General features: G+C 63.3%; 24 protein-coding genes. 15 read left to right on the top strand and 9 right to left on the bottom strand.

All coding sequences use genetic code 11. From position 1 onward, the window contains the following. Positions 1-4 precede the first annotated feature (4 nt). Positions 5-238 carry a PLDc N-terminal domain-containing protein gene (locus AB688_RS13315; protein WP_054894652.1) on the top strand — a complete coding sequence of 78 codons (234 nt, stop codon included), beginning with the start codon at positions 5-7 and terminating at the stop codon, positions 236-238. Between the two features lie 90 nt (positions 239-328). Here the strand turns inward: AB688_RS13315 and AB688_RS13310 are convergent, their stop codons facing one another. The 3 genes from AB688_RS13310 to AB688_RS13305 form a co-directional block, all read right to left on the bottom strand. Further along, positions 329-853 carry a hypothetical protein gene (locus AB688_RS13310; protein WP_054894651.1) on the bottom strand — a complete coding sequence of 175 codons (525 nt, stop codon included), beginning with the start codon at positions 851-853 and terminating at the stop codon, positions 329-331. Positions 854-1,024: 171 nt separating this feature from the next. Then, entirely contained in the window at positions 1,025-1,186 is a 162-nt protein-coding gene (locus tag AB688_RS27020) for a hypothetical protein (protein ID WP_196759858.1), read from the bottom strand. A 78-nt stretch (positions 1,187-1,264) separates the two neighbouring features. Further along, positions 1,265-2,152, bottom strand: coding sequence for a MerR family transcriptional regulator (locus AB688_RS13305; protein ID WP_063544648.1), 888 nt, complete (start codon positions 2,150-2,152; stop codon positions 1,265-1,267). A 153-nt stretch (positions 2,153-2,305) separates the two neighbouring features. On the opposite strand from AB688_RS13305, the gene AB688_RS13300 reads away from it, so the two are divergent. The 7 genes from AB688_RS13300 to AB688_RS13270 all read left to right on the top strand — a co-directional run bounded on the left by AB688_RS13300 (position 2,306) and on the right by AB688_RS13270 (position 7,810). Beyond that, entirely contained in the window at positions 2,306-2,752 is a 447-nt protein-coding gene (locus AB688_RS13300; protein WP_063544646.1) for a PAS domain S-box protein, read from the top strand. A gap of 101 nt (positions 2,753-2,853) precedes the next feature. Beyond that, complete coding sequence (locus AB688_RS13295; RefSeq protein ID WP_054894648.1) at positions 2,854-3,276, top strand: nuclear transport factor 2 family protein; 423 nt, start codon at positions 2,854-2,856, stop codon at positions 3,274-3,276. Then, on the top strand, positions 3,273-4,028 hold the full coding sequence (locus AB688_RS13290; protein WP_063544644.1) for an SDR family NAD(P)-dependent oxidoreductase: 756 nt from the start codon (positions 3,273-3,275) through the stop codon (positions 4,026-4,028). The genes AB688_RS13295 and AB688_RS13290 overlap by 4 nt, the downstream gene beginning before the upstream one ends. A gap of 3 nt (positions 4,029-4,031) precedes the next feature. Further along, positions 4,032-5,279 (top strand): NAD(P)/FAD-dependent oxidoreductase, encoded by a 1,248-nt coding sequence (locus AB688_RS13285; RefSeq protein ID WP_063544642.1) that lies wholly within the window; start codon positions 4,032-4,034, stop codon positions 5,277-5,279. Next, complete coding sequence (locus tag AB688_RS13280) at positions 5,276-6,085, top strand: DUF1365 domain-containing protein (RefSeq protein ID WP_063544640.1); 810 nt, start codon at positions 5,276-5,278, stop codon at positions 6,083-6,085. The genes AB688_RS13285 and AB688_RS13280 overlap by 4 nt, the downstream gene beginning before the upstream one ends. Continuing rightward, positions 6,060-7,322, top strand: a complete 1,263-nt coding sequence (locus AB688_RS13275) for an SAM-dependent methyltransferase (protein ID WP_063544638.1) — start codon at positions 6,060-6,062, stop codon at positions 7,320-7,322. The genes AB688_RS13280 and AB688_RS13275 overlap by 26 nt, the downstream gene beginning before the upstream one ends. Then, entirely contained in the window at positions 7,322-7,810 is a 489-nt protein-coding gene (locus AB688_RS13270) for a DUF2878 domain-containing protein (RefSeq protein ID WP_063544636.1), read from the top strand. Before AB688_RS13275 ends, AB688_RS13270 begins: the two co-directional genes overlap by 1 nt. On the opposite strand, the gene AB688_RS26270 is transcribed toward AB688_RS13270, so the two are convergent. From AB688_RS26270 to AB688_RS13250, 5 genes are read right to left on the bottom strand one after another with little or no spacing between them, the layout of a single operon-like run. Beyond that, positions 7,748-7,930, bottom strand: coding sequence for a DUF2256 domain-containing protein (locus AB688_RS26270; protein ID WP_081255232.1), 183 nt, complete (start codon positions 7,928-7,930; stop codon positions 7,748-7,750). The two genes, AB688_RS13270 and AB688_RS26270, sit on opposite strands and share 63 nt — an antisense overlap. Next, complete coding sequence (locus AB688_RS13265; protein WP_063544634.1) at positions 7,927-9,453, bottom strand: cryptochrome/photolyase family protein; 1,527 nt, start codon at positions 9,451-9,453, stop codon at positions 7,927-7,929. The genes AB688_RS26270 and AB688_RS13265 overlap by 4 nt, the downstream gene beginning before the upstream one ends. A gap of 8 nt (positions 9,454-9,461) precedes the next feature. Next, positions 9,462-9,767 (bottom strand): DUF6482 family protein, encoded by a 306-nt coding sequence (locus AB688_RS13260; RefSeq protein WP_063544632.1) that lies wholly within the window; start codon positions 9,765-9,767, stop codon positions 9,462-9,464. Then, on the bottom strand, positions 9,764-10,300 hold the full coding sequence (locus AB688_RS13255; RefSeq protein WP_063544630.1) for a DUF3833 domain-containing protein: 537 nt from the start codon (positions 10,298-10,300) through the stop codon (positions 9,764-9,766). The genes AB688_RS13260 and AB688_RS13255 overlap by 4 nt, the downstream gene beginning before the upstream one ends. A 2-nt stretch (positions 10,301-10,302) precedes the next feature. Further along, positions 10,303-10,839 (bottom strand): chalcone isomerase family protein, encoded by a 537-nt coding sequence (locus AB688_RS13250; protein WP_063544628.1) that lies wholly within the window; start codon positions 10,837-10,839, stop codon positions 10,303-10,305. A gap of 213 nt (positions 10,840-11,052) precedes the next feature. Between AB688_RS13250 and AB688_RS13245 the strand changes: the two genes are divergently transcribed. Next, positions 11,053-11,280, top strand: a complete 228-nt coding sequence (locus AB688_RS13245; protein WP_063544626.1) for a hypothetical protein — start codon at positions 11,053-11,055, stop codon at positions 11,278-11,280. A 76-nt stretch (positions 11,281-11,356) separates the two neighbouring features. Further along, positions 11,357-15,484, top strand: a complete 4,128-nt coding sequence (locus AB688_RS13240) for a CheR family methyltransferase (RefSeq protein WP_063544624.1) — start codon at positions 11,357-11,359, stop codon at positions 15,482-15,484. A 176-nt stretch (positions 15,485-15,660) separates the two neighbouring features. Here AB688_RS13240 and AB688_RS13235 read toward each other — a convergent pair whose 3' ends face one another. Continuing rightward, the gene (locus tag AB688_RS13235) at positions 15,661-16,056 is read right to left on the bottom strand and encodes a low affinity iron permease family protein (RefSeq protein ID WP_063544622.1); all 396 of its coding nucleotides are present in this window, start codon (positions 16,054-16,056) and stop codon (positions 15,661-15,663) included. A gap of 301 nt (positions 16,057-16,357) precedes the next feature. On the opposite strand from AB688_RS13235, the gene AB688_RS26800 reads away from it, so the two are divergent. The 5 genes from AB688_RS26800 (at position 16,358) to AB688_RS13210 (ending at position 20,447) form a co-directional block, all read left to right on the top strand. Beyond that, the gene (locus AB688_RS26800; RefSeq protein ID WP_153774704.1) at positions 16,358-16,501 is read left to right on the top strand and encodes a hypothetical protein; all 144 of its coding nucleotides are present in this window, start codon (positions 16,358-16,360) and stop codon (positions 16,499-16,501) included. Positions 16,502-16,601: 100 nt separating this feature from the next. Next, positions 16,602-17,519, top strand: coding sequence for a DUF72 domain-containing protein (locus AB688_RS13225; RefSeq protein ID WP_063544620.1), 918 nt, complete (start codon positions 16,602-16,604; stop codon positions 17,517-17,519). Beyond that, positions 17,516-18,289: an endonuclease/exonuclease/phosphatase family protein gene (locus AB688_RS13220; RefSeq protein ID WP_063544619.1), complete on the top strand. Its 774-nt coding sequence runs from the start codon at positions 17,516-17,518 to the stop codon at positions 18,287-18,289. The genes AB688_RS13225 and AB688_RS13220 overlap by 4 nt, the downstream gene beginning before the upstream one ends. Then, positions 18,286-19,488 (top strand): cardiolipin synthase ClsB, encoded by a 1,203-nt coding sequence (gene clsB, locus AB688_RS13215; RefSeq protein WP_063544617.1) that lies wholly within the window; start codon positions 18,286-18,288, stop codon positions 19,486-19,488. The genes AB688_RS13220 and clsB overlap by 4 nt, the downstream gene beginning before the upstream one ends. After that, a complete protein-coding gene (locus AB688_RS13210; protein WP_063544615.1) occupies positions 19,488-20,447 on the top strand; it encodes a lysylphosphatidylglycerol synthase domain-containing protein in 960 nt (319 codons plus the stop codon). Before clsB ends, AB688_RS13210 begins: the two co-directional genes overlap by 1 nt. Positions 20,448-20,474: the final 27 nt, after the last annotated feature.

Raw genomic sequence — 20,474 nt, 5'->3', positions numbered from 1 at the left:
GGTCATGAACGGTTTAGCCAGTTACTTCTGGATTGCCGTGGCGGCAATTCTTCTACTCATCGACCTGTGGGCCATCGTCAGCGTGTTCAGGAGCGACAAGACGGATGCCGTCAAAGCGGCCTGGGCCCTGCTGATCCTGGCGCTACCGCTCGTGGGTCTGGGGATCTGGGGCGTTGCTGGCCCACGAGGCATCAAGCGAGGCACCGGGCCCACTTCTGACGAGCACAGCAAAGGCTGACGTTACTGAGGTTGGCGCTACGGCACACCTCGCCCGCTGAGCCCGCGTCGAGCCCTGGATGCTCGAACCGAACGTCCAGGATCGACGCGCTCAGGCCAGTTGGATGTAGACCGAGTAGCTACCCAGCAGCACCCAGAAGACCAGAAAGATCCACGGCGTGCGTAACGAAAACAGCAGTGATTTTCGATGCCCTGCACGAGAGGTCTCTGCCTCGGAGAACAGCGGCGACTCGTCGTAGGCCAACCCCATCAACGGCTCGCTGCGCAGCAGGTGGCTTTGCTTGAGCTGCCAGTGATCGATGATGTTGTACGCAGCCCGGATGCCAGGCCAGGCGTTGAGCGAGCTCAATACCCCGAGCAAGGCAAGGAACGCCGGCACGATCAGGGTGAACATTTCGCCCCACCCTTGATTGAGGTTGCCCATGGAAGAAACGAACGCGATGACCAGGAATGATTGCGCCGCCAGGTAGGCATCCGTGCGATTGGCCAGGATGCTGGTTTCGTACTGGATCTCGCGGCGGTAGAAGTCCAGGCGCTCCTTGGGAGAGCCAAACATCCTCGCATTGTGCTCGTTGATCTCGTGTTCAGGGGTGGTTGGGGTAATGATTCGAGGCATTCGCTGCTCCGGAAAGTGGGGTCCGAGCTACGAGATGAGCCAGGAGCTGAGTCCGGTAGAACAGGCGATGGGACCGAGAATTCCATTGAATTGACGTCTCACCTGCGATTTCCCTGCTCCGCCCCAGAGGCTCGCCAGCGTGGCGAGCCTCAACCCTGTCGGGTGGCAGTTTCAGCGTTTGTGCTGACCATGATCACGGGCCGTTTTTTGCGCCGTCGAGTCATGTGATGTACCGGTAGATCCGTCCGGACGATGGGCGTCGTTGTCTCGCTCCTCCTCCCCCTGGGTCCCGGTCTGCGTCCCCGGCTTTTGAGTCTGGGTCTCTTTTTTCATGCTGCTCTCCTCAGCTTGGCCTTTGAACAAGGGAAGCCAATCCGTGGGGCAAAGTTCCATGTTTGGAGCCCAGACCCGTTAAAGGTCAAGCGCGCCACGGTGCAACGCACTCAGCCTGCGCGCAGCGTCAACGCCTCCCTCGTCCAGCAGGCATAACGGGATTCCGCTCAACGCATGCAGCGAATCAGCCAACCCCTCGCCAACCAAGGCCAGCGGGCAGGCAATGTCCATCTGCAAGGTACGCAAGCGCCTGGCCAAGGCGGGGCTCACCGGCGCCTGGACTTTTATCACCAGCGCCGCAGGCTGCATGGCGGTGCAGAGCAACGGCAACTCTTCCAACGACTGTCCGCAGCCCAATACGTCGATGCGCTGTTGCTCGCTGCTCAACATCAGCCCAGCGCACAGCACCTCGAATTCAGCCAGCCCCTCGGTGCTTGCCAGCAGCACCCGCGGCGCGGGGATCTGATTCAAGTGCAGGCGCGCCAGCAAGCGGGCACGCAGGAACGTATCGAGAAACAGCCATTGGCTACGCCGGCCTGGAGCAGCCCCTGAAGCCAACTCGTACCAAACCGGCATCAGCACTTCGCGCAGCACGGAGGTCTTGGGGAACAGGGTGAACAACTGGCCATGAATCCCCTCCAACGCCTGTGCATCGAATGCCTCGGATGCACGCACCACAGCGTCTCGCCATTCGTCGAAGGCCGAGGCCTGCTGCACTGGCGCCTCAGGCCGGCCGGTGAGCCTGTCGCCGACCTTGCTGATAGGCAGGCCGTTGGCAGTCCAGCGCAGGATGTCGCGTATGCGTTGCACATCCCGGGCGGTGTACAAACGATGGCCGCCCTCGGTGCGCTGCGGGCGTATCAACCCATGGCGCCGCTCCCAGGCGCGCAACGTGACCGGGTTGATGCCGGTCAAGCTGACCACATCGCGCATGGGTAGCAAATCGGGTGGGGTGGTGTCAGTCATAATCAGAGAATATCCGGGAGATCGAGCATTCTAAACTCATATGGACTTTCTGCGGCGAGCCTCCATGGTCCATCATGCAACCAACGGCGCCGAGGTCTTCCACACAGAAGCAATCTGCGCATCTCGCATATAAAACGCCTGTAGGTGGGCCCTATGATCACCGCGAAACTCCTTCAACTGATGGTCGAGCATTCGAACGATGGCATCGTCGTTGCCGAGCAAGAGGGCAACGACAGCATCCTCATCTACGTCAACCCCGCTTTCGAGCGACTGACCGGCTATTACGCCGACGACATCCTCTATCAGGATTGCCGTTTTCTGCAGGGCGAGAATCATGACCAGGAAGGCCTCGCAAGCATCCGCGATGCGATCCGTGAAGGCCGCCCCTGCCGCGAGGTGCTACGCAACTATCGCAAGGATGGAAGCCTGTTCTGGAACGAATTGTCCATCTCGCCCGTGTACAACGAGGCAGACCAGCTAACCTACTACATCGGCATCCAGCGCGATGTGACAGCGCAGGTTTGCGCCGAAGAAAAGGTGCGCGAGCTCGAGGCCGAAGTGGCCCGCTTGCGCCGCCAGCTCGGCCAGGACAAGCGCTAAAAAAAAGCTATACACAGCCCTCAATCTGTATAGATTAATCTCGGCGCTTCAGCTATACCTGTACAACAAATATATTTTGTACAGGATTTCCTGGAGCCCACATGTCAGCATACCTACAGCAATTCGCCGAGCGCTTCGCCAGCCTCGATGGGGCTAACCTCGGCACGCTGGAAAACCTGTACAGCGAAGACATCACTTTTCGCGACCCTCTGCACCACATACAGGGCCTGCCAGCGCTGCGAGCCTATTTCGAGCAGCTGTACGCCAACGCCACCGATATCCGCTATGCCTTTCTCAGCGCCGACGAGGTGAGTCCCGGACAGGGTTACCTGCGCTGGACCCTGCAGTTCCGCCACCCACGCCTGGCCAGCGGGCGGCAGATCTCGTTGCAAGGTTGCAGTTGCCTGCACTGGCGCGACCGTGTGCATTTTCACCAGGACTATTTCGACGCCGGCGCCCTCATTTATGAACACCTTCCCATCATGGGCGGCGCCATTCGCTGGCTCAAAGGCAGGCTGGCATGAGCCGCTGCTGGTTGACCGGCGCCAGCAGCGGTATCGGTGCCGAGCTCGCTCGCATCCTGCTGGAGCAAGGCCATCAAGTGGCCCTGGGCGCACGCCAGGCCGATCGCCTTGCACCCCTGGCCGAACAGTTTCCTGGGCAGGTACTGCTGGCCATCGGCGATCTTGGCAACCCTGAGGATATCGCCGCGATCGCCGCGCGGATCGAGCAGGCCTGGGGCGGGCTGGACATGGCCATTTTCAATGCCGGCACCTGCGAATACCTGGAGCCGGGGCAGTTCGATCCGGCGCTGGTCGAGCGCGTGATGCGCACCAACCTGCTCAGTGTCGCCTACTGCCTGGCATCGGCACTGCCCCTGCTTCGCAAGGGCGAGCGCCCTCACCTGGTGGTGATGGGCAGTTCGGTGACCTGGCTGGCGTTGCCCCGCGCCGGTGCCTACGGCGCCTCCAAGGCCGCGGTGCGCTACTTGATGGAGTCACAGCGGATCGACCTGGCTCGCGAGGGTATTGCGGTCACCTTGGTCAGCCCCGGCTTTGTCGACACCCCCCTGACACGCCGCAACGATTTCCCCATGCCGCAGCTGTGGAGTGCGCAGCGCGCCGCCCGACACATCGCCAGGCGCTTGCCCCACCGCCCCGTGGAAATCAACTTCCCCGGTCTTTTCACCTGTGTATTGCGCCTGCTCGGTGCGCTACCGGCGCGCCTGCGTCTGGCCCTGGGGCAACGCCTCGCCCGTCATGAACAGGAAGGTTGATTCATGCGTATAGCAATCATCGGCAGCGGCATCGCCGGGCTGACCTGCGCCCATCTGCTGTCACGCAACCACCAGGTCACGGTTTTCGAAGCCGAGCGCTGGATCGGTGGCCACACCCACACCCTCGATGTGGTCTGGAAGGGCCAGCGCCATGCAATAGACACCGGCTTCATCGTGTTCAACGACTGGACCTACCCCAACTTCATTCGGCTGCTCGACCAGCTCAAGGTCACCTCACAGCCCACCGAAATGAGTTTTTCCGTGCATGACCCGGCCACAGGCCTCGAGTACAACGGCCACGACCTGAACACACTGTTCGCACAACGCCGCAACCTGATCTCCCCAGGGTTCTGGGGAATGCTGCGGGATATTCTGCGCTTCAACCGCCAGGCACTGTCCGACCTGGACAACCAGCGTATCGATGCCAGCACCAAGCTGGGTAGCTACCTTCAGGCACAGGGCTATGGGCAGCGCTTCATCGACCACTATATCGTGCCGATGGGATCGGCCATCTGGTCGATGTCCCGCGCCGACATGCTCCACTTCCCCCTCGAGTTCTTCGTCCGCTTCTGTCGCAACCACGGCCTGCTGTCGGTCAACCACCGTCCACAGTGGCGGGTCATCAACGGTGGTTCGAGCAGCTACATCGCGCCACTGTGCCGCCCCTTCGCTGAGCACATCCGCCTTGACTGCAAGGTTCACCGGGTCAGCCGCGACGAAGGTGGGGTAACCGTGGTGAGCGCGGCCGGCACCGAACGCTTCGACAATGTGGTGTTTGCCTGCCATAGCGACCAGGCCCTGGCAATGCTGGAAAGCCCCAGCGCACGGGAGCGTGCCGTGCTCGGGGCCATCGGCTACGCCAGTAACGACGTCGTACTGCACACCGACACCCGCCTGCTGCCGCGCCGCAAGCACGCCTGGGCGAGCTGGAACTACCGCCTGGGAGGCCCACAGGAGGCTCCCGCCGCGCTGACCTACAACATGAATATCCTGCAAGGTATTCAGGCACCGACCACCTTCTGCGTGAGCCTCAACCAGACCGCATTGATAGACCCTGCGCAGGTGATTGCCCGCTTTCAGTACGCCCATCCTCAATACAGCCTCGCGGCATCCGCGGCGCAGGCTCGGCAGTCAGAGCTGCAAGGTCAGCAGCACAGCTACTTCTGTGGTGCCTACTGGGGAAATGGCTTTCACGAGGACGGTGTGGTCAGTGCGCTGAAGGTGGCCGCGCATTTCGGGGTGCAACTGTGAACAGCAGCCTTTGCCTGGGCTGGATCAGCCACCATCGCCTGACGCCGCGCGCCCACGCGTTCCGCTATCGAACAGGCATGTTCTACCTGGATCTGGACGAGCAAACCTGGCTGATGAGCCTGTCACGCTGGCTAGGGCGCTGGCGCCTGGCACCGCTCAGCTTTCGCCAGACCGACTACCTGCCAGCGCTGACCCAGCAGGGACACACGTTGGCACAGGCCGCGCGCTTGATCGTCCACCAAGCCACGGGGCATATGCCCGAAGGCCCGGTCCACCTGCTCACGCAATTGCGCTGCTGGGGGCTGTCGTTCAACCCGGTGAGTTTCTATTTCTGCCATGACCGCGACGCGAACCTGGCGGCGATCCTGCTGGAAGTACGAAACACCCCCTGGCGTGAACGCTTCCACTACGTGCTGCCGGTCCACGACAACCTGGGCACACCCTTCACGGTATCCAAGGCCTTCCATGTGTCGCCGTTCATGCCACTGGACATGGACTATCGCTTTCGCTTCTCCCTGAATGCGCAACATATACGTATCCACATGGAGAACCACCAACACGAGCGCACGGTGTTCAAGGCAGACCTCGCCTTGCAGCGCCAGCCTTTGGACCGCACCAGTCTGCATCGATACATCCTGGCCTTCCCGTGGATGAGCCTGCGCACCCTCTCGGCTATCTACTGGCAAGCACTGCGCCTGCTGTTCAAACGCACCCCCATCCATGACCACACTGCCCGCCAGAATCACTTGGCGCTCGGCCACTCCTGCGAGGACACGAATGATGTCGAATCACACCCTGAGCGTTAGCAAGTTCGCCGGCCTTGCGCCGTTGCTCGGCGGTCTGGCACGAAGCGCCGTACTCGCCCGGATGGGCAAGCTGCGCCACGGTCACTTGCGCCTGCTGTGCCACGGCCAGCAGTGGAGTTTTGGCGATGCCGAGAGCCCGTTGCAGGCCGAAGTGGAGGTGCTCGATGACGCCACCTGGAGCCTGATCGCCGGCAATGGCTCGATCGGTGCCGGCGAAGCCTATATTCACGGCTACTGGCGCAGCCCGGACCTTGCACGGGTGACGCGCCTGTTCGTCGCCAACCTTGAAGTGCTCGACGCGCTCGAGGGCGGCCTGGCACGCCTCGGCCGCCCTGCCCTGCGGCTGTTGCACCAGCTCAACCGCAATAGCAAACGCGGTTCCCGGCGTAACATTCTGGCGCACTACGACCTCGGCAACGCCCTGTTCGAGCGACTACTGGACCCCACCATGATGTATTCGGCAGCCCAGTTCGAGCATCCCGGGCAGACACTGGAACACGCACAGGTGCACAAGCTGGAGCGTATCTGCCAGAAACTTGAGCTATGCCCTGACGATCACCTGCTGGAAATTGGCTGCGGTTGGGGCTCCCTGGCGATTCACGCCGCCACCCGATACGGCTGCAAGGTCACCACCACCACGCTCTCCGAAGCGCAGTACAGCCATACCCTGGACCGCGTTCGGGCGCTGGGCCTGGAGCAGCGCATAACGGTACTTCGCGAGGACTACCGCGACCTGGAAGGCCGTTTCGACAAATTGGTTTCGATCGAGATGATCGAGGCGGTAGGCCATCGTTATCTGCCGGTGTACTTCCGCCAGTGCGCCGCGCTGCTCAAGCCCGATGGCCTGATGCTGCTGCAAGCCATCACCATTCGCGACCAACGTTACGACCAGGCACGGCGCTCGGTGGACTTCATCCAGCGCTACATTTTCCCCGGAGGCGCCCTGCCTTCGCTGAGCGTGATGCTCGATACCGCCAGCCGGCACACCGCGCTGAACCTTGTACATATGGAAGATTTCGGCCAGGACTACGCCCTCACCCTGCAGCATTGGCGGGAAAACCTGCGTCAGGCACGCACGGCGCTGGCCGACCTGGGCTACGACGACACGTTCCAGCGCCTGTGGGAATTCTACTTGTGCTACTGCCAAGGCGGCTTCGAGGAGCGCGCCATCGGCGTTGCCCACCTGCTGTTGGCCGCGCCCCAGGCACGTCGTGCGCCCTTGCCAGGCCTTGCCTGATGCACGGCGGCAGGCTGGTCGCCAATGCCCTTTGGTTGCAGGTTGGCTGGTGGGCCTGCGTACTGGGTGCCGAACGGCCCTGGCTCTTGCTGCTGGTGATCCTCGGCCTGGGCGTGCACCTGCGCCTGAGCCAGGACGTCAGCGGCGAGTTCAAGGCCCTGTGGCGCGTTACCTTGGCCGGCTGCCTGCTCGATACGGTGCTGGGAGCGCTGGGGGTATTCGCGTTCGATGCCAGGCCGCTGCCACTGTGGCTGGCGCTGCTGTGGCTGGTGCTGGCCAGCGGCATGCGCCACAGCCTGGCATGGATCGCCAGGGACTGGCGGCTCGGTGCACTGCTAGGCGCAATCGGCGGCCCCCTGGCTTACCTGGCGGGCGCCAGGCTGGCCGGGGTGGGATTGCCTTCGGGCACGCTGGAAACCGGCCTGCTACTGGCGCCCATCTGGGCCTTCACCTTGCCCCTGCTCTTGCGCCTGGCGGCGTGGCGCTGACCTGCGGCATCGCTCAGAGCAATAGCGCACCTCTTCCCAGCAGCGCGCCCAGCGCTTGCGCCAGTTGAACGGCCGGCCGCACACCACACAGACTTTGCTGGGCAACAGGCTCTTCTTCATATTGCCTGCCCGGCATCCAGTCGCGCCAACAGCGACTGGCCGCGTTGCCATACGGCATCGCGACGGCTGGCCGACATGCCATCGAGCCCACGATAGGCCAGAGCCAGCCGCGGGTTAGCCGACAGCAAGGTGCGATGGCGAATCAGAAAATGCCAGTACAGAGCATTGAACGGGCAAGCATCCTCCTCGGTTACCTGACCAACCCTGTAACTGCAGGACGCGCAGTGGTCGGACATGCGCTGGATGTACCGACCACTCGCACAATAGGGCTTGGAGCCCAGGTAGCCACCGTCGGCATGCATCACCATGCCAAGCGTGTTGGGCAGCTCGACCCAGTCGAAGGCGTCCATGTAGACCGCCAGGTACCACTCACAAATCGCCGTTGGCACGATACCGGCCAGCAAGGCGAAGTTGCCGGTGATCATCAGCCGTTGGATATGGTGTGCGTAGCCCAGCCGCAAGGTCTGCCCGATGGCTTGCGCCATGCAGCGCATACGGGTTTGCCCGGTCCAGTAGAATTCCGGCAGCGCGCGCTCGTTGCCCAGGTGATTGAGCCCGGCATATTCCGGCATGCGCAGCCAGTAGATCCCGCGCACATACTCGCGCCAGCCTATCAACTGGCGGATGAACCCCTCGGCTGCATTGAGCGGCACTCGCCGCTCGCGCCACGCCCTGTCGACGTCGTCACACAGGCAACGCACATCCAGTAGCCCGATGTTGAGCGCCGCACTGATGCGTGCATGAAACAGGTAAGGCTCGCCCTCGGCCATCGCATCCTGGTAGTCCCCGAAAGCCGCCAGGCCAAACTCCAGAAAGTGTTTCCAGAGCTGCTGGGCCTGGGCATGGGTTACTGGATAGTCGAAGCCGTCGGAGGCCCCGTAGTGATCGCTGAAGCGCTGCCCTACCAGCGCCTGTACCGCTGCTGTGATCTCGTCTTGCGCAAAATGCGCAGCGAATGGGCCACGTAGCTGACGCGGCAACGGCTTGCGATTGTCGGCATCGAAATTCCAGGCCCCACCTGCCGGGCTGCCATCGAGCTCCATCAGCAGGCCGGTGCGCTTGCGCATGCCGCGGTAGAAGTGCTCCATGCGCAGTTGGCGCCGCTCGCCGGCCCAGCGCGCAAAGGCTTCGCGCGAGCACAGAAAACGCCGGTCACGGTGCCACACCAGCGGCAACCCGGCATCACGCAATGCCTGCTCCAGACGCCACTCGCCGCACTCGGTCAGGTGGATCTGCGTAGCGCCCAAGGCCTGCTGCCAGCGACATAACTCGCCAACGATGCTGCCGCTGTTGCCTGCCGCATCGAGCTCGACATAGTGCACTTGCCAACCCCGCTCGCGCAGGCAGCGAGCGAAGTGCCGCATGGCGCTGAAGATCAGAACGATCTTCAATGGATGGTGCGGCACGTACCGGGCCTCACCCTCCACCTCCGCCATCAAGATAGCGTCCCGGGCAGGATCGAGAGCGCTCAGGCTCGCCAGGTCGAACGACAGCTGGTCACCCAGCACCAGGCCCAGGCGCATCGCTTCGCCTACCACTGGCTGGCGAGCGTTATCGGGACGCGCAGTGGTTCGATGGGGCCGTCACGTTGCCCGCACATCTCATCATGTACCACGTGCTGCACCAGCGTGCAGGGCACGGCTGGCAGGCCCGTCAGCAACTGGCGTAGCTCGGTGGTGGAGCGCACGCGCAGGGGCTGCCCATGGGCATCGTTCAGAGTCACGGGGCCAGCGTCGGTCAAGGCACGCAGGAGGTAGAAGCCGCCCTCCAGCGACAGCAGTTCCAGCGCCTTCGCTTCGCCGGTCGAGACCCATTGAAACAGCGTGACCAGGTTCACGGCGTACCCTCCGGGAGGCGGCGGAAGAACAGGGTGATCTGGCCGATTTCCACGCCCAGCTTGCTCATACTCGAGCGATTGATCAGGGTGTCGTCATCCATCAGGTACATCCAGTCGTCCAGGTCCACTTGCCAGTTACGCCCGTCGACAGGCAGGTCAAGCTGATAACGCCAGCGCAACGCGTTACCCGCCACTTCCCCCCTCGCCTCGCCAATGACGTCCCCCGCCGTTCCGCGCCAGCGGCCAGGGCCGTCGGGCACCAACCGCCAGGTGCGTTCCTGACGGGTGCCATCGCTATAGAGAAAATGTTCTTCGAGGATCAGATGCTCACCTTCACGACGGCTATCGATGCGCACATGAAAGCGCTTGACCACCTCACCGGAGCGCTTCTGGAACATCCCCCAGGCCTGTACCGGCCGCGAGAAGAACGCCATCAGGTCGAGCTTCGGCTGCTCCTGCGCATAGCGTTCGACCCCGACATTGCCACAGCTGCCCAGAAGCAGACACAACGCCAGCAACAGTGCTTTGTACATATTCAGCGTCCTCGTTCACTGCCAGTCAGCCCGAGCAGGCGCTGACGCAGTTGTGGGTCCCTGGCACGCGGATCGAGCCAGATGGCAAAGAATGCCCGGGCAAAGGCCGGGTCGTTGATTTCGCGGCTCAATTCACCCTCGACGTAAAAGCGGCACCCCTGCCCCGGCAGGTACAAGCCTGTAATTCGCATCCCGGGGCGCACGTCCACGAATGCCGCTTCGAGCGCCTGGGTCCAAGCCGGGCGTTGCTGGGGCGCAATGCCGCTAGCGTTGAGACGATGCATTTCCTCGAGGCTGGCCTGTACCAGCGTGTCCTTGGACAACGACCGGTGATAGAGAAGCTCGAGGGCGAACGGCTGGTTCCAGTCCAGCGCCGGCCCCAGCGTCCATAGCTGGGCGGTGTAAAGACGCAGGCCGAACCAAGTGAACTCACCGGCACCCAACCGCTGCGCTCCGGGCAACTGCGAGCGCCAGTCCGCCGTCGCCGAAAACGCAACGATCAGCAGGCAAAGGCACGTCCAACGAGCACGGTGAACCATATTGACCTCAAGCGCGGCCTAATACTGTACAAAGATAGCATGATGTACAGATATTCTATCTTCATGTACAGATTTTGCCATTTGTCCCCAGGCCACGGGCACAGTCGTTGGTCGCCGCCGAAATAGAAAAGAGCCATCCGGTCAAAACGTTCGCACTTATTTGCCTGCGCGGTAGTCATAGGTCTGAATACCACCTCGCCTACCGGAGCTCCCATGCCCATGACCCGCGCCTGCCAACAGCTCGCTCTGGAGCAGAATCGCCGGCTGTTCGCCAGCGCCTATGAACTCGACCGCGCAGCCTTTGCCCTACTCGAAGGCGTCGGGCTCGACGCCTTTGACTTCGACCATTACCAGGGGCTGCGGCGCAAGGCAGCCGAGCGTTATCAGGAGGCCATCGAGCATTTGGCCCTCCTCGAGGGCAGCCGCTCATCGCCAAAGTGAGCGCCAGCCTATAATCTGCGCCCAGTGCCCGGCGATTCGCCCCAGGCCATTTCCCGGTCCGTACAAGGCTGATGCCATGAAGTCGTCCAGCAAAACGTCCCTCGCCTCGCCGCACAACTCGGCGCTCAGTCCCAGCCACCTGGATTTCCCCGTGGTCGGCATCGGCGCCTCAGCCGGCGGGCTGGAGGCGATCCGTCGTTTCTTCCAGCACGCCCCGGACGACTCCGGCATGGCCTTCGTCGTCGTTCTACACCTCTCCCCGGACCACCAGAGCCAGGCCGACCGGATCATCCAGGCTGTCACCCGCATGCCGGTACGCCAGGTCAGCGAGCCGGTGCCGATCGAACGCAACCATGTCTACGTGATCTCGCCGGCCAATCGCCTGTCCACCAACGACGGCTACCTGCGGGTAACCCCGGCCAAGCGCAGCCGCGGCGATCACGTGGCCATCGACCTGTTCTTTCGCGATCTGGCCGACGTGCACAAGGACCATGCGTTCTGCGTCGTGCTCTCGGGAACCGGTAGCGACGGCGCCGTAGGCCTGACGCGCATCAAGGAGCAAGGTGGCGTGACCCTGGTGCAGGCACCCGATGATGCCGAGTACCCCGACATGCCCCGTGCAGCGCTGGCCACCGGTATGGTCGACATGCTGCTGCCAGTGGCTGAAATGCCTGGGCGCCTGGTCGAGTTGTGGCGCACGGCGCGCCAGGTGAAACTGCCGGAAATCGAGGACGACAGCCTGCCGCCGCCTCTGGGAGAGCGTGAAGGCGACCCGGCGGCAAGTGACCCGTTGCTGGATGAGATCCTGCTGACGCTGCAAGGCGATACCGGGCACGATTTCAGCCATTACAAGCGCGCCACCGTACTGCGCCGTCTGGAACGCCGCCTGCATGTCACCGGCCAGACAGAGCTGGCCGGCTACCTCGACTTCCTGCAACGCCATCCGGAGGAGTCGCGGGCACTGCTGGCCGACATGCTGATCGGAGTGACCAATTTCTTCCGCGACCGCGAAGCGTTCGAAGCGTTGCAGCGCCATGTCATGCCCGGCCTGGTCAACAAGGATGCCAGCGAAGAGTCCGCGCACGAGGTACGCCTCTGGTCAGCGGGCTGCTCCACCGGCGAGGAGGCCTACAGCCTGGCGATGTTGGTGACCGAACAGTTGGCGGTGGAACAGCGCAGTGCCCAGGTGCAGGTCTTCGCCACCGACCTCGACGAACGCGCCATCGCTATCGGTCGCGCCGGCCGGTATCCGGATGCCATCGCCACCGACGTGTCACCGGCGCGCCTGCGCCAGTTCTTCATCAAGGAAGAACAGCACTTGCGGGTACGCAAGGAAATCAGGGAAAAGGTCCTGTTCGCCCGTCACAACCTGCTATCCGACCCGCCGTTCTCCCAGCTTGACCTGATCGTCTGCCGCAACCTGCTGATCTACCTGGACCGCGAGGTGCAGCGCGATATCCTGCGTCTGTTCCATTTCGCCCTGCGTCCAGGCGGCCATCTGTTCCTCGGTAGCTCCGAGTCGACTGACCTTGCGGCCGAGCTGTTCGTCGCCGTGGACAAACGCAACCGTATCTTCCGCGCCCGAGAAGTGCCGACCACCAGCCATCCGCCGCGCCTGCAGGCCCCGGAGCCTGCGCTCGCGCCACCGGCCCGCGCGCGTAGCACTCGCCGATTGTCCTACGCCGAGATCCACCACCGCGCACTCGCCCGCTGCACGCCGCCCAGCCTGGTGGTCGATAGCGAGGGCAATATCCTGCACATGAGTGAAGGTGTCGGGCGCTTCCTGCGCCATGCGGGTGGCGAGCTCAGCCACAACCTGCTCAGCCTGATCATCGCGCCTTTGCGGCCGGCCCTGCGCAGTACCATGCTGCAAGCGCAAGGCAGCGGCCAGGCGGTGACCTCGCGCAGTGTCGCGGTCAACCTCGACGAACAGCCCACTACCGTGCAAATCCTGATCCAGCCGCACCAGGACGACCCCAGTGGTACCGATTGCCTGCTGGTGGTGTTCCAGACGGTCGAAGTCGATAGCAGCGCCAGCACCAACGCTGCCGTCGAGCAGACCGAAGGCATGGTGTTGAGCAACCTGGAGCGCGAACTGCACCGCACGCGGCTGCAACTGCAGGAAACCATCGAGCAATCGGAGTTTTCCAGCCAGGAGTTGACCGCCTCCAACGAGGAAATGCAGGCGATCAACGAGGAACTGCGCTCGGCCAGCGAGGAACTGGAAACCAGCAAGGAAGAGCTGCAGTCGATCAACGAAGAGCTGCTGACGGTCAACTACGAGCTCAAGACCAAGGTCGAGGAGACCGACAAGGTCAACGACTACCTGAGCAACCTGATCGCCTCGACCGACATCGCCACGGTCTTCGTCGACCGTAACCTGTGCATCCGCTGGTTCACCCCACGGGCCACCGACATTTTCAGCATGCTGCCGGTGGACACCGGGCGCTCGCTACTCGATATCACCCATCGTCTCGACTACCCCGGCCTGGCCGACGACGCCCGTGCCGTGGTCGAGCGCGAGACCACCATCGAACGCGAGGTGGTCGGCCACAACCAGCACTGGTACCTGGCCCGCTTGCTGCCCTACCGGGCCAGCGAGCGCAATGTCGATGGCACCGTACTGACCTTCATCGACATCAGCCAGAGCCGCGCCGCGGAAGAACGCTTGCGCCAGGGCGAGGAACGCATGCGCCTGGTGGCCGAAAGCACCCATGACTTCGCCATCATCCTGCTTGACGAGCAAGGTCTGATCACCGACTGGAACACCGGCGCCGCACTGATTTTCGGTTATGGCAAGGACGAGGTCCTCGGCCAGCACTATCAGCTGATCTTCACCGAACAGGATCAGGCCAGCGGTGTGCCTGAACACGAGCTGCGCAGCGCACGCCTCCATGGCCGCGGCCAGGACGAGCGCTGGCACGTGCGCAAGGATGGCAGTCGCTTCTACTGCAGCGGTGAAGTGTCCCGCCTCAAGGGCAGCAGCCTGCGCGGCTACGTGAAGATCGCCCGCGACCTCACCGGCCACAAGCGCCTGCACGACGAGCAGAGCAAGCAACTGGCCGAGTCGCAGAGCAGCAGCCACATGAAGGACGAGTTCTTCGCCGTCATGTCCCACGAGCTCAAGCATCCGCTGAACCTGATCCAACTCAACGCCGAGATCCTGCGCCGCTCGCCGGCGGTGAAGTCTGCCAGCGCCGCCAGCAAGGCTGTCGGGATCATCTGTGACGCAGTATCCAGTCAGGCGAGGATCATCGACGACCTGCTCGACGTCGCCCGCATCCGCACCGGCAAGCTCAAGCTCAAGACCCAGTTGATCGACCTGTGCGCAGTGCTACAGGGCATCCATGCGGTGGTGCTCAACGAGCAGCATCCTTGCACCGTGCGCCTGGCGTTGCCGGCCGATGGCGCGCCGGTCTACGTCGATGCCGATGGCACGCGGCTCGAACAGATCATCTGGAATCTGCTGAACAACGCCTTGAAATTCAGTCCCGCAGGCAGCGAGATTCGCGTGGCGCTCGCCAGGCGAGACACACAAGCCCTTCTGGAAGTGATCGACCAGGGCGTGGGCCTGACCGCGGATAGCCTCGAGAGCGTTTTCGACCTGTTCACCCAGGCTGCCACGCAGTCGTCCGGCAACCACCGCGACGGGCTGGGCATCGGCCTGTCGCTGGTGCGCCAGTTGGTCGAGGCCCATGGCGGGACGGTGGCGGCTTATTCTCCGGGGCTTGGTTGCGGTAGTACCTTTACAGTCTCCCTGCCATTGTCCGCACCCGAGCACCAGGCCCCGCCAGATGCGCCCGCGCAGGACAGCGACGGCCGCCTGGACGGTATCAAGGTGCTGCTGGTAGACGACTCGAAGGAAATCCTCGAGGTCATGCAGCAGTTGCTGGAGATGGAGGGTGCGAACGTCGAGGCCTACAGCGACCCGCAAGCAGCGCTCGAGGCCGCTGCCGACGGACGCTACGAGATCATCCTGTCCGATATCGGCATGCCGATAATGGACGGCCATGCCTTGATCAAGGCGCTACGGGGCCTGGAACACCTGCGCTACACACCGGCCATTGCCCTGACCGGCTACGGCGCCAGCGCCGACCAGTACCGCTCACGCCAGTCAGGCTTCGATCGCCATCTGAACAAGCCGGTGGGCTATGACGAACTGGTCGAGGCCATAGAGACACTGTGCGGTTCGGTGCCCTATTGACCTGGCGCTGCGCCGTCAAAGCGCGGGCCACGGGGACCTGGCTGGATTCGCCGCCCTGTGTGGCGATGTTCATTCGCCCCTACTGCAGTGCCGTGGAACAGCGCTTTTAGAGGAGATCACGGAGTCGATCGGGTCAGTTGGGTGAATCATTTGACTGGCCCTGTCTTCTTCCAGGCTCAGTCAGACGTGTCCTTTTCCTGAGCATCACGGCTCGCTTTTGCCGAGTCGTGCTCACCCATTCGCTGGTAATGCTTGCGCAGCGCATGCAGTTCCGCCGGCCCCATGTCCTCAAGGTCCAGCAGCGCCTTGTGCGCCCGCTTCGTGGTGCGCAGCAGCTCGTCGATCTTGATGTGCAACTCGTCGTTGTCGCGGTTCTGGGTGTTCTGGATCAGGAACACCATCAGGAAGGTGATGATCGTGGTCGAGGTGTTGATCACCAGTTGCCAGGTATCGTTGAAGTCAAATAACGGCCCGCTCACCCCCCAGGCAATGATGAGCACCAGTGCGATGGCGAAGGTCATCGGACGTCCACTGCGGTTGGCCAACCATTGGGCAAATCGATCGAATTTCATGGTTTACCTCGATGTGTGCTCCTGCATGCGGTGGAGCCCCGCAGCACGGGCAAAGTTCCGGTTTTCTTCCCCCACCGGCGAGCGTGCTCGCAATGCAGGCCACGCGCAGTACTGCTGTTGTTCACCCGCTAAATGTTTGTCCCGCGGTCCTTCAGGCAATTGGTCTGGAAATCCGAGAATCTTTGCAGTGCGATGACTCGCGCCCTGGTCACAGCTGAACACAGGCGTTCCTGTGTTCGACCAGAGGTGCCCCCTCATGGCTGACAAAAAGCGACTGACCTACCTGCCCAGGAGACCGACCATGAGCGACCCCAATCATCCAGATCCTTATGTCGATGAAGTCCCACACGATCCCGGCGAGAAGATACCCGCGCCCGACCCGCAACAAGAGGCACCCGACTGGCCGGAAGGCCAGGTACCTCCAGAAGAACAATCCGATGGCTGAAGGCCCCGCGCTTTCCAGGTAACGCCACTCGTCAATCCTGCTGAACCCTCTCGATCCGCCACGGGTCGCTACTGATGATTACTCAATCCAGGGGGCTGTGGTGAGCGAGATCCGCATTGGCATTTCCGGTTGGCGCTATGGCCCATGGCGCAAGGATTTCTACCCCAAGGGGCTGCGTCAGGACGACGAACTGGCGTTCGCCTCGCGGGCAGTCAACAGCATCGAGATCAATGGCTCGTTCTACGCGCTGCAGACCCCTGAACGCTACGAGCGCTGGCGTGACGAGACGCCCGACGATTTCGTGTTTTCGGTCAAGGCGCCGCGCTATATCACCCATGTGCGCAGGCTTCGCGAGATCGACGAAGCGCTGGCCAACTTCTTCGCCTCGGGCCCCTTGCTGCTGGGTGACAAGCTTGGTCCTTTTCTCTGGCAGTTTCCCCCAAACCTGAAATTCGACGTGCAGCGGTTCAGCGATTTTCTCGCCAAGCTCCCACATGACCGCTCGGCCGCCCGCCGCATTGCCCGCGACGCCGCCGAGCGCCTGCAAGGCAGCGGTGGGACTGCCATCAAGGGCAACGCACGCCTGCGCCACGCCGTGGAAATCCGCCACCCCAGCTTCCTTTGCGACACCTTCATCGACCTGTTGCGCAAACACAAGGTCGCCTTGGTGGTCGCCGACAGCGCGGGCAAATGGCCTTATGTCGAGGAGGTCACGGCCGACTTCATGTACCTGCGCCTGCATGGCGATGTCGAGCTCTACAGCAGCGGCTATACCGCCAGCGCGCTGCGCCGCTGGCGCATGCGTATCCAGGCCTGGGCGGCAGGCGGTCAGCCGGAGGATGCCCAGCGCGTCGTGCGTCGCGCGCCGGCAAAACGTGCCTCCCGTGACGTGTACTGCTACTTCGACAATGACCAGAAGGTGCATGCCCCTTACGATGCCCGCCGCCTGCTGGGCAAGCTCGGCCTTGACGGCGAGCTGGTGACCGAGCCCGGCGTCGAACCGCAGGAGTCGCTATGAACGGAACCTTGCCCGCCCCACGCTGCATCATCGACAAGGTGACCGCCGTGCACTGCCTGACGGTGCTGACCCTCAACGTGCACAAGGGCTTCACCCTGTTCAATCGCCGTTTCATCCTGCCGGAACTGCGCGAGGCGGTGCGCGCGACCGGGGCCGACCTGGTGTTCCTGCAGGAAGTACACGGCAGCCATCAGCAGCATGCCGAGCGCCACCCGACCTGGCCGACGGCACCTCAGTACGAATTCCTCGCCGACAGCATGTGGCCCCAGTTCGCCTACGGACGCAACGCGGTCTATCCCCATGGCGACCATGGCAATGCCCTCCTGTCCAAATTCCCGATCCGCGCCCACGATAACCTTGACGTCACGATCCGCGGCAACGAGGAGCGCGGCCTGCTGCATTGCCAGCTCGAAGTGCCGGGCCACGAGCAGGTGCACGCGATCTGCGTGCACCTCGGGCTGCGCGAGGAGCACCGGCAGCAGCAGGTCGACCTGCTGCTGGCGTTGCTTGACAGCCTGCCCTCGGACGAGCCGGTTATCGTCGCAGGTGACTTCAACGACTGGCGCCTGAAAGCGGATGTGCGGCTCTCGGGGCATCTGGTCGAAGCCTTCGGCAAGCCGGCGCGCAGCTTTCCCGCGCGCCTGCCGCTGCTGCGCCTGGACCGCATCTACCTGCGCAACGCACAAGCCAGCGACGCCCGGGTACTGTCCAGATACCCGTGGTCACACCTCTCCGACCATGCCCCGCTGGTCGCGCAGGTGACGCTATGAAGCTGCCCTGGAGCGAAGGCAATCACGTCCAGTTGCTGGTCAACGGCGAGCAGTACTATCCGCGCGTGCTCGAGGCCATGGCTCAGGCTCGTGAGGAAATACTGCTCGAGACCTTCATCATCTACGACGACAAGGTCGGCCAGGCCTTGCGCCAGGCCCTGATCGACGCCGCTCGGCGCGGGGTAAGGGTCGAAGTCGCCGTGGACGGTTACGGCACCGCCGACCTGCCCGACGAATTCATCGCCTCGATGACCGAGGCCGGGGTCCGTTTCCATTCGTTCGATCCGCAACCACGATTGGCCGGCATGCGCACCAACCTGTTCCGTCGCCTGCACCGCAAGATCCTGGTGATCGACGGACAACGCGCGTTTATCGGCGGTATCAACTACAGCGCCGACCACCTCGGCGACTTCGGCCCACAAGCCAAGCAGGACTACGCCGTGGAGGTCGTCGGCCCGGTAGTGGGCCAGGTGCACGCGTCCTCCTGCCGAATGCTCGCCCCCGTGCTGGATGCCGCCAGCCGAGTCCAGCCGAACAACATCGCCGCAGGCCCGGCCAGCGCCGTGCTGGTGGAGCGCGACAACCGGCGCCACCGCACCGATATCGAGGCCTGTTATCTGCAAGCCCTGCGCGAAGCCAGGCAACGTATCGTCGTGGCCAACGCCTACTTCTTCCCCGGCTACCGCCTGCTGCGCGAACTGCGCAACGCCGCTCGGCGCGGGGTCGAGGTGACCCTGATCCTTCAGGGGCAACCGGACATGCGCTGGGTCCGCGCACTCTCCCGGCTGCTCTACAACTACCTGCTGCGTGACGAGGTGCGCATCTACGAATACTGCCAGCGCCCGCTGCACGGCAAGGTAGCGTTGGTGGACGACGAGTGGACCACGGTGGGCTCGAGCAACCTCGACCCACTGAGCCTGTCGTTCAACCTCGAAGCCAACCTGCTGATCCGCGACCGGGCGTTCAACGCTGTGCTCTACCAACACTTGAGCGAACTGACCCGCGAGCACTGCAAGGCCGTGACGCTGGAGCGCATGGTGCGCGGTTACTGGTGGCGTGCCCCCTTGATCTTCCTGGGCTTCCATATCACCCGCTATTTCCCGCGTATCGCCGGCTGGTTCCCGGCACACCGGCAACGCCTGCAGTCGCTGCAAAGCGAAAGCGAGGCTCCGGCCGACTACCAAGAGGGCAAGACCTGATGGCCACGCCACGCTGGAAGACCTGGGGCAAACGCCTGCTGACCGTGCTGTTCCTGGTATTGATCCCGGTGCTGCTGTTCACCCTGGCGCGCAACCTGGACTGGAACGAAGTCAGCCAGTCGCTGCGGGCCTACCGGCCCTCGACCTTGGTCCTGGGATTGCTGCTGGCCCTGTGCAGCTATCTGGTGTTCGCCAGCTACGACCTGCTCGCCCGCGCTTATACCGGCCACCGCCTGCCAGCTCGGCAGGTGCTGCCGGTGGCATTCGTCTGCTATGCGTTCAACCTCAACTTCACCACCTGGGTCGGTGGCGTGGCCCTGCGCTATCGGCTGTATGGCAGGCTGGGCCTGGATACCCCGACCATCACCCGCATCCTCACCCTGGGCCTGTTGACCAACTGGATGGGCTACCTGCTGTTGGCCGGCACCGTATTCGCCTTGGGCCTGGTCAAGCTGCCGGAGAACTGGACGGTAGGCGCTGGCGGCCTGCGGCTGATCGGCGTGTTGATGGTCGTGGTCGCGTTGGCCTACCTCTTCGCCTGCGCCTTCGCCAAGCGGCGCACGTGGGACCTGCGCGGGCATCAAGTCACCCTGCCGAGTCTGCGCCTGGCGTTGTGCCAGGTGGCCCTGGGTGCAAGCAACTGGGCGTTGATGGCGGCGTTGATCCATCTGCTGCTGCCACCGGAGCTGTTCTATCCCTCGGTGCTGGGTGTGTTGCTGATCAGTTGCGTGGCGGGCGTGGTCGCCCATATTCCCGCCGGGCTTGGGGTGCTGGAGGCCGTTTTCCTGGCCCTGCTCCATGGCCAGCTCGGCCAGGGCACGCTGGTGGCCGCGTTGCTGGGTTATCGAACCTTGTACTACCTGATCCCGCTGCTGTTGGCGGTGGTCACCTACCTGATCCTCGAGAAACGCGCCAAGGCCTTGCGCCGACAGGTCGAGCCAGCCCTCGACAAGCGCTGATGGGCCGTGGGGCCCGGGAGGTACATC

The organism is Pseudomonas putida, from assembly GCF_001636055.1.
Classification (GTDB): Bacteria; Pseudomonadota; Gammaproteobacteria; order Pseudomonadales; family Pseudomonadaceae; genus Aquipseudomonas; species Aquipseudomonas machongensis.
This window is presented reverse-complemented; position numbering and strand designations above follow the sequence as displayed.

Bases quoted from the DNA above. Each gene is read 5' to 3' on its own strand.
- AB688_RS13315 (WP_054894652.1), top strand. From the start codon at position 5: ATGAACGGTTTAGCCAGTTACTTCTGGATTGCCGTGGCGGCAATTCTT.
- AB688_RS13310 (WP_054894651.1), bottom strand. From the start codon at position 853: ATGCCTCGAATCATTACCCCAACCACCCCTGAACACGAGATCAACGAG.
- AB688_RS27020 (WP_196759858.1), bottom strand. From the start codon at position 1,186: ATGAAAAAAGAGACCCAGACTCAAAAGCCGGGGACGCAGACCGGGACC.
- AB688_RS13305 (WP_063544648.1), bottom strand. From the start codon at position 2,152: ATGACTGACACCACCCCACCCGATTTGCTACCCATGCGCGATGTGGTC.
- AB688_RS13300 (WP_063544646.1), top strand. From the start codon at position 2,306: ATGATCACCGCGAAACTCCTTCAACTGATGGTCGAGCATTCGAACGAT.
- AB688_RS13295 (WP_054894648.1), top strand. From the start codon at position 2,854: ATGTCAGCATACCTACAGCAATTCGCCGAGCGCTTCGCCAGCCTCGAT.
- AB688_RS13290 (WP_063544644.1), top strand. From the start codon at position 3,273: ATGAGCCGCTGCTGGTTGACCGGCGCCAGCAGCGGTATCGGTGCCGAG.
- AB688_RS13285 (WP_063544642.1), top strand. From the start codon at position 4,032: ATGCGTATAGCAATCATCGGCAGCGGCATCGCCGGGCTGACCTGCGCC.
- AB688_RS13275 (WP_063544638.1), top strand. From the start codon at position 6,060: ATGTCGAATCACACCCTGAGCGTTAGCAAGTTCGCCGGCCTTGCGCCG.
- AB688_RS13270 (WP_063544636.1), top strand. From the start codon at position 7,322: ATGCACGGCGGCAGGCTGGTCGCCAATGCCCTTTGGTTGCAGGTTGGC.
- AB688_RS26270 (WP_081255232.1), bottom strand. From the start codon at position 7,930: ATGAAGAAGAGCCTGTTGCCCAGCAAAGTCTGTGTGGTGTGCGGCCGG.
- AB688_RS13265 (WP_063544634.1), bottom strand. From the start codon at position 9,453: ATGCGCCTGGGCCTGGTGCTGGGTGACCAGCTGTCGTTCGACCTGGCG.
- AB688_RS13255 (WP_063544630.1), bottom strand. From the start codon at position 10,300: ATGTACAAAGCACTGTTGCTGGCGTTGTGTCTGCTTCTGGGCAGCTGT.
- AB688_RS13250 (WP_063544628.1), bottom strand. From the start codon at position 10,839: ATGGTTCACCGTGCTCGTTGGACGTGCCTTTGCCTGCTGATCGTTGCG.
- AB688_RS13245 (WP_063544626.1), top strand. From the start codon at position 11,053: ATGCCCATGACCCGCGCCTGCCAACAGCTCGCTCTGGAGCAGAATCGC.
- AB688_RS13240 (WP_063544624.1), top strand. From the start codon at position 11,357: ATGAAGTCGTCCAGCAAAACGTCCCTCGCCTCGCCGCACAACTCGGCG.
- AB688_RS13235 (WP_063544622.1), bottom strand. From the start codon at position 16,056: ATGAAATTCGATCGATTTGCCCAATGGTTGGCCAACCGCAGTGGACGT.
- AB688_RS26800 (WP_153774704.1), top strand. From the start codon at position 16,358: ATGAGCGACCCCAATCATCCAGATCCTTATGTCGATGAAGTCCCACAC.
- AB688_RS13220 (WP_063544619.1), top strand. From the start codon at position 17,516: ATGAACGGAACCTTGCCCGCCCCACGCTGCATCATCGACAAGGTGACC.
- clsB (WP_063544617.1), top strand. From the start codon at position 18,286: ATGAAGCTGCCCTGGAGCGAAGGCAATCACGTCCAGTTGCTGGTCAAC.
- AB688_RS13210 (WP_063544615.1), top strand. From the start codon at position 19,488: ATGGCCACGCCACGCTGGAAGACCTGGGGCAAACGCCTGCTGACCGTG.